Source organism: Corallococcus sp. CA049B (assembly GCF_003611685.1).
GTDB lineage: Bacteria > Myxococcota > Myxococcia > Myxococcales > Myxococcaceae > Corallococcus > Corallococcus coralloides.
This window is the reverse complement of record NZ_RAWC01000334.1, coordinates 1-6,642: the sequence shown is the minus strand read 5'-3', so window position 1 is coordinate 6,642 and position 6,642 is coordinate 1. Positions and strand designations below refer to the sequence as shown.

Genomic DNA, 6,642 nt, shown 5'->3' with positions numbered 1-6,642 from the left:
CGCGTCACCGCGCCGCTCCGGCTCACAGTGTGTACTTGTAGGCAAAGGGAACGCGCACGGGCGCCAAGACGCGCGCCCGCCAACGCCGGGGAGCCCCACCTCCCGGCAGGGCCGGCCACGTGGCGAAGAGAGCGCGTGCCGGTTCCCACCAGGAGCGAAGCATGGCCGCAGGAGCCGCACGGGAGCTGGAAGCCATCTTGGACGCCGCGGTGGACCCCTTCATCGCGTGCGGCCCGGATGAGCGCATCCTGCACATCAACGCGGCCACGGAGCGGCTGCTGGGCTGGGACCGCGAGCAGCTCGTGGGCAGGCCCGTCACCGACCTCTTCCCGCCCCGCCTGCACCGCTTCCACGGCCTCAGCCTGCCGCGCTATCTGCTGTCGCGCCGCAAGGCGCTGGGCGGGCGGCCCACGCGCGTCTTCGCCCGGCGGCGCGACGGCGTGGAGCTCCAGGTGGAGGTCACCGTGGGCGCCACCGGCCTGGACGGAGATGAGCGCATCGTCTTCACGCTGCGCAGGCTGCATGAGGTCATCGATTCGCTGGAGGAGCCGGTGGAGCACATCTCCAGTGGCTCCGGCGTGGCCTCGCATCAGCAGACGGTGGACCGGCTCTACCGGCTGCTCGTGGAGAACGCACCCCTGGGCATCTTCCACTTCGACCGCAACCCCGTCATCACCGCGTGCAACGACCTCTTCGCGAGCTTCATCGGCACGTCGAAGCGCAACCTGGTGGGCCTGCGGCTGCTCACGCTGCGCGACGAAGGCATCATGACCTGCGTGCGCGAGTCACTGGCCGGCCGCCCCTGCGACTACGAAGGCGTCTACCATTCGCTCACCACCGGCAAGGAGATACCGGTGCGCATCCGCTTCGCCCCCTGCTACGCGGAGGACGGCACCGTGGAGGGCGGCGTCGGCATCGTGGAGGACATCACCGAGCGCCGCCGCGTGGAGGCCGAGCGCGAGGAGAACCTGGCCCAGCTGGACCTGCTCTTCCGCGGCGCGCCCGTGGGCATCGGCTTCCTGGACACGAACCTGCGCTACGTGCGCGTCAATGAAACGCTCGCGCGCATCAACGGCATCCCGGCGGAGGACCACCCGGGACACACGCTGCCGGAGCTGCTCGGGGAGCCGGGCGCCATCGCGGAGCAGGGGCCCCGCTACGTGCTGCGCACCGGCGAGCCCCTGGTGGACCAGGAGTCCACCTCCGACGAGGACCTGGGCGCCCCCGGCCCCCGGCGCTGGTTCCGGGGCAACCTCTATCCCGTGCGCACCCCCGACGGCCGCGTGCTGGGCGTGGGCGTCCTCATCGAGGACATCACCGAGCGCCGCCGCGCGGAGGAGGAGCGCGCGCACCTGTACCGCGAGGCCCAGGAGGCCATCCGCGTGCGCGACGACTTCCTCTCCATCGCGAGCCACGAGCTGAAGACGCCGCTGACGCCCCTGAGCCTGCGCCTGGCCACGCTGGAGCGCCGCCTGGAGCGCGGCGAGAACCTGGACCCCGGCGTGCTGCGCCACGCACGCCACCAGCTCACGCGCCTCACCGGCCTCATCAACGACCTGCTGGACGCGTCCCGCATCGAGGCCGGCCGCCTGGCCCTGCACCCGGAGTCCACCCGCTTCGACCTGCTGGTGGAGCACACGCTCGCCGGCATGGAAGGCCAGAAGGGCAACCACACCTTCGAATTCGAGCACCCCCGGGAGCCCATCTCCGTCCACGGCGACACATTCCGGCTGGAGCAGGTCGTCTCCAACCTCCTGGAGAACGCGCTCAAGTACAGCCCGGACGGCGGCACCATCCGCGTGCGGCTGTCGTTGACGGAGGACGTCGCGGTGCTGTCCGTGACGGACCCGGGCATCGGCATCCCGGAGGACCAGCAGCAGCAGCTCTTCGACCGCTACTTCCGCGCGCGCAACGCCTCCACCCGCTCCTACGGCGGGCTGGGCCTGGGCCTCTACATCAGCCGAGACATCGTGGAGCGCCACGGCGGCCGCATCTGGGTGGAGAGCGCGCCAGGCCAGGGGTCCACCTTCTACGTCGCGCTGCCGACACTCGCCTCCGTGCAGCCCGCCCTCCCGCAGGTGTGGCCTGATCGCCACCTTCACTGAAGCCGCGGCCGCCCCCCTGAAAGAACTTCAGCCCCGCCTCTCCGCCCCGGACGAAGGCTGCATGCAAAGGGCTGGAATCCCACGCTTCCCATCCCTGGCACGCCCCCTGCTCTACCCGGGTGCACGGGAGGGAGATGAGCCATGGAAAACATGACGATGAAGAGTGAGTCCCCGGTCAGCCAGGACAACGACGGGTGGATTGTCCGGGTGAAGGTCGGCGGACGCATCCAGGAGGTGCGCTGCACCTCGGAGAACCAGGCGCGCTACTTCGCCGCGGTGCTGTCCTTCAACGCCGCTCCCCCCTCGCGCATGCGCAACTAGCGCGCGAGGAGAGCGCGCCCGGCGTCAGGCATTGCGCCGGGCGATGTCGGTCGACAGCACGTTGGCGAAGGACACCCAGCCCAGGTACGGCGCCATGAACCACGGCGCCTTGCGGTCCACGCGGCTGGCGGCGGCGGTATACGCCGCGATGCTGCCCAGGAGCGCCCAGTTCTCCACCGCCGCGGCCTTGAGCTGGCGCTTGCGGAAGAACAGGTGGGACCACGCGGCGTTGAGCCCCAGCTGAATGAACCACAGGCCCAACGCGCGCGAGCGCTCCGCTCCCGCGGGTGAGCCCCAGATGCGCCAGCCGGAGACGGCGATGAGCCCGTAGAGCGCCGTCCACACCGGCCCGAACGCCTGCCGCGGCGGCTGGTAGGGCGGCTTCTTCAATTGTCTGTACCAGCGGCTCTCCACGGCCTCGCGGGTGCTCCGCGCGCCGACGAAGACCGCGCCCGCGGTGAGCGCGCCGAAGGCGCCCAGCGCCACCAGCGATTCACGGTTGAGCGTGGCGTTGTGTTCCAGGCCCTCGGAGCCACCCAGCTCGCTGAGCTGCATATCGTTGCCTCCAGACGTAACGAAGCCGTCGTGCGAGCCCACAAGCTGTGTCCTCGCACAACGGCCTGCCACGTCCGCCTGCCTGCCCGGCTGTCTGCTCAGGGCTGCGCGGGGACGGACGCGGACTCCATGGGCGCGCGCGCCTCCGTGGCCACGCCCGCCGCCAGCCAGCCCTTCACGAGCGCCAGGTGCTCGGCCTCCGCGTCCAGCGCCAGCTGGAAGCGGTCCGCGAGCGAGTCATGGCCCAGGCCGCGCGCCAGGTCGATGAGCAGCTCCCAGCTCGCGTTGTCCGTCAGCTCCGCCACCAGCAGCGCCTGCATGGCCTGCCGCAGGTTGGTGCGCGCGTCGGAGATGGCCGCGGGCACGCCCATGGAGATGACCGAGGTGAGGTCCGCCGACGGCGTCATCGCCGTGGGGTCCGCGCCCAGCTTCTCCATGGCCTCCGTCAGGAGGGCGAAGTGGCTGAGTTCGTCATCCATTATCTTCGTGAGCAGCTCCCGCGACGGCCCTCCCTCCCAGCCGCCGAAGACGTCCAGCTTGGCGAGCGCGCCCTCGTAGAGCCGGACGCCGCTGCGCTCGAAGGCGAGCCGCTCCCCCAGCTTGTCGATGAACACGGTGGGCTTGCCGCCCTTGAGCATGTCCACCGCGGTCTTCGCCATGCCCTTGAGGCTGGAGGGGGGCGGGACGCGGCCCAGGCCGTCACCGGACTCGCGCATGTACTGCTTGCGCACCTCCGCGATGGCCTGCGCGTCACCCGGACTGCTGGGCTGGGCGCGCTCCGCCTCCGCGATGATGTCCTTGCTGTCCACGGGTGACGTCTTGATGCCGGTGCGGTTCATCCCCACGTCGGCGATGGTGTCCTTGCTCATTGCAGCCTCCTCCCCTCGAGCACCGAGCCCATGCGCTCCGCCTTCGCGGCGAGCTCCGTGCCCGGCCTCCATTTGTATCCAGCCGCCGCCGTCTCCGAGGGCGACCCTTCCGAGTTCAGCTGGGACTGGTACACGAGCGTGCGGTGGTCCGGCGGCAGCCGCGACTTGTCCACGTACTCGGTGCCGTCGGAGCGCAGGTCCACCTCCTGCGAGAGGACCTTGCGCACGAACTCGCGGTGCTCCTTGAACGCGATGGGCTCCGGCAGCGTGCGGGGCAGCACCTCCGCGGGGTCACGCCGCTCCAGGCTCTTGAACAGCTCCATCACGTAGTGGAGGTGTCCCAGCTCGTAGTCCACGAACCGCTCCCACACCTCCTTGATGCGCGGGTTCGTCTCGTACGCGAGGCACGAGGAGTAGTTGTAGACCTCCATGGCCTCGTGGAGCATCCACTTCTCCAGCAGGGACTCGCCGGGGTCCATCAGCGAGCCGTACTGGGTGACGTGCTGCTCCTCGATGGAGGCGATCTCCGCGTAGAGCTGCCGCGCGACGGGGTCCGTGAACGTGGGGCCCACGGTCATGTAGTAGTCGTGCGTCTGGAACTCGGCCGCGGTGATGGTCATCGCGTGAAGCTTGGACAGCGGATCCGCGGTCTTGCGGTCGTAGGGGCGGCGCAGGTCATCCAGCGGATGGCGGTGCTCCACGGCCGTGGGGCGGCCCGGGATGATGTCCGTATAGGACTGGGTGATGTTGTTGGGGTCCTGGCCCTCCAGCCGGTCATAGAGCGCGGAGTAGCGGTACAGGTGGTCGAAGTCCTCCAGCATCCCGAACCGGTACGTCTGGGCCAGATAGGGGTCGGGCTCGTGGATGGCGACGCTGGCGGTGACCTCGATGGCGAGCTGCTCGAAGCCGAGCGTGGTCTCGATGACCTTCTGGTCCGGCGGCGTGAGCCAGTTCACCAGCGTCTGCTGGTGGTGCTCCGCGCGGCGCACCAGCGCCAGGTGCGGACGCAGCTCCAGGTTGAGCCGCGCGAAGATGTGCTTCATGCGCAGGGCGTCCGCTTCGATGCCGTTCATCAGGATGACGCGCGTCCGGGTGAACGCGTCATCGTCCATCTTGCTGTAGGGCCGCCGCACCAGGTCCTTCCAGGTGAAGGACTGGCGCTCGACGGGAGTGCCCTCTTCTTTGAACAGGTCCAAGGCCACGGGGTGACTCCTTCTGGGAAGGGACAGGCATTGAACGCGGGCGGTGGGCTTCACCGCCTCGGGTCCCATGGGCATGAAGGTTGGGGGCCTCCATCCAACGGCAACAGACGTGCAGTCGTCGGCCGGCGGACGCCAGGGGCTGCGACGGCTCGCAGGGCCGCCTGCTTCACGGGCCTCTCCGGCTCCTCCTGGCTGTGAGGCCCGATTCCGTAACTGGCCGTACACGCGCGCGCTGTGGGCGCGCATCGCGCAGGAGCTGAAGGCCGCGGGAGCCAGGGCCGTGCTGTTCGACGCGGTGATGGACGAGCGGCAGGAGCGGATCGCCGACCTGCTCCAGGCGCGGCGGGAGGACGCGGATCCGCTCGCGCGGGTGGACGTCGCGTCGCTCCAGCGCCCGGCCCTGCCCGCGTCCTTCACCGCCGCAGTGGGGCCCGGGAAGAAGCCCACGGGCGTGGCGAAGGACGCGAAGTAGGCGAAGGGACCTTCAGCGCACCGTGGCCTGGCTCAAGGCGCGGTGCACGGACTCCAGGGCCTTGCGCGCCTCCAGCAGCTCGGCGCGCTCGGCGGTGAGGGACGCGACCTGCTGGGCCAGCACGTCGCGCTCGCCCTGGAGCGTCTCCACGGCGCGGCGCAGGGAGGCGGACTCGTCCTTGGCGCCTTCCAACTCCACAGCGAGGCGCTCCTCTTCCGCCAGGCTGTCGGCCAGGGCCAGCTTGCCCTTGGTCACGACCTGCTCCAGCGCCTCGTGCTCCTTCGCGGCGGCCTGGAGGGCCTGACGGGACTCCTGGAGGGACAGGAGCGCTTCGTCGCGCTCGCCTTCCAGGGAGGCCAGCTCGCGCTCCAGGTCGGCGAGCAGCTTCACGCGGCCCTCCATCTCCGCGGACAGGCGGCGGGCCTCGTCCATGCGCAGACGGGCCTCCTCGGTGGCCTTCTCCGCCTGGCGGCGGGCGACCTCGAGGTCCTGGGTGAGCGTGAGGTTGGCCGCCTTGACCTTGGTGAGCTCCGCCTGGAGGTGGGTGATGCGCTCCACGGCGCGCTGGCCGGCTTCCGCGACGGTGGCGGGCAGCGGCTCCGGGCGCGGGTTCTCGCGCACGGCCTTGAGGCGGGCCTTGAGCTTCTCACGGCGGGATTCGGAGTCGTCCTCGCGGGGAGGCGCGGGCGTCTGCACCTCGACGGGGGCGGGCGCGGCTTCCTGTCGGGCCACCGTCTCGGTGGTGGTGACGGTGGAGGCCTGGACGGCAGCGTACGTCGTCATGGGCTCGGCCTCGGAAGGCATGCGGAGGGCCTGAACGCCCATCCGTCCATCGAACTGTACTCCGGGAGGCGGGCCCGCGAAGGTGACCGGGGCGCCCCGGGGGGCCTCCGCCTGCGCCATCGCCGGGGGCGGCGAGGCGAACGTGACCGGCGCGGGGCGAACGGCTTCGGCCTGCGGCGCCGGGTTCGAGACAGGCGCGCGAGCTTCAGCCTGCTGTGGCACGGGCGCGGAGACGGCTCCCCCGTGCGCCGCGGCCTGCGGCTCCATGCGGGCGACTTCGGAGCGCAGCGCTTCGGTGTGCGTCACGGAGTGGGCCAGGGGCGCCACGCGCGTCG

At 70.7% G+C, this 6,642-nt stretch carries 7 protein-coding genes; 3 read left to right on the top strand and 4 right to left on the bottom strand.

Annotated elements, in window-relative coordinates; all coding sequences use genetic code 11:
- Nucleotides 1-161 precede the first annotated feature (161 nt).
- A complete protein-coding gene (locus D7W82_RS37680) occupies nt 162-2,105 on the top strand; it encodes a PAS domain-containing protein (protein WP_120622890.1) in 1,944 nt (647 codons plus the stop codon).
- A 150-nt stretch (nt 2,106-2,255) separates the two neighbouring features.
- Nucleotides 2,256-2,426: a hypothetical protein gene (locus D7W82_RS37675; protein WP_370451140.1), complete on the top strand. Its 171-nt coding sequence runs from the start codon at nt 2,256-2,258 to the stop codon at nt 2,424-2,426.
- 24 nt (nt 2,427-2,450) lie between these two features.
- On the opposite strand, the gene D7W82_RS37670 is transcribed toward D7W82_RS37675, so the two are convergent.
- From D7W82_RS37670 to D7W82_RS37660, 3 genes are all read right to left on the bottom strand, one after another.
- Nucleotides 2,451-2,981, bottom strand: a complete 531-nt coding sequence (locus D7W82_RS37670; protein ID WP_120622888.1) for a TspO/MBR family protein — start codon at nt 2,979-2,981, stop codon at nt 2,451-2,453.
- 98 nt (nt 2,982-3,079) lie between these two features.
- Nucleotides 3,080-3,850, bottom strand: a complete 771-nt coding sequence (locus D7W82_RS37665; protein WP_120622887.1) for a ferritin-like domain-containing protein — start codon at nt 3,848-3,850, stop codon at nt 3,080-3,082.
- Nucleotides 3,847-5,052 carry a hypothetical protein gene (locus D7W82_RS37660; RefSeq protein ID WP_120622886.1) on the bottom strand — a complete coding sequence of 402 codons (1,206 nt, stop codon included), beginning with the start codon at nt 5,050-5,052 and terminating at the stop codon, nt 3,847-3,849. The genes D7W82_RS37665 and D7W82_RS37660 overlap by 4 nt, the downstream gene beginning before the upstream one ends.
- A gap of 109 nt (nt 5,053-5,161) precedes the next feature.
- Between D7W82_RS37660 and D7W82_RS42030 the strand changes: the two genes are divergently transcribed.
- Nucleotides 5,162-5,524, top strand: a complete 363-nt coding sequence (locus tag D7W82_RS42030; protein ID WP_233588176.1) for a CHASE2 domain-containing protein — start codon at nt 5,162-5,164, stop codon at nt 5,522-5,524.
- A 12-nt stretch (nt 5,525-5,536) separates the two neighbouring features.
- On the opposite strand, the gene D7W82_RS37650 is transcribed toward D7W82_RS42030, so the two are convergent.
- Nucleotides 5,537-6,634, bottom strand: a complete 1,098-nt coding sequence (locus D7W82_RS37650; RefSeq protein ID WP_233588177.1) for an extensin-like protein — start codon at nt 6,632-6,634, stop codon at nt 5,537-5,539.
- Nucleotides 6,635-6,642: the final 8 nt, after the last annotated feature.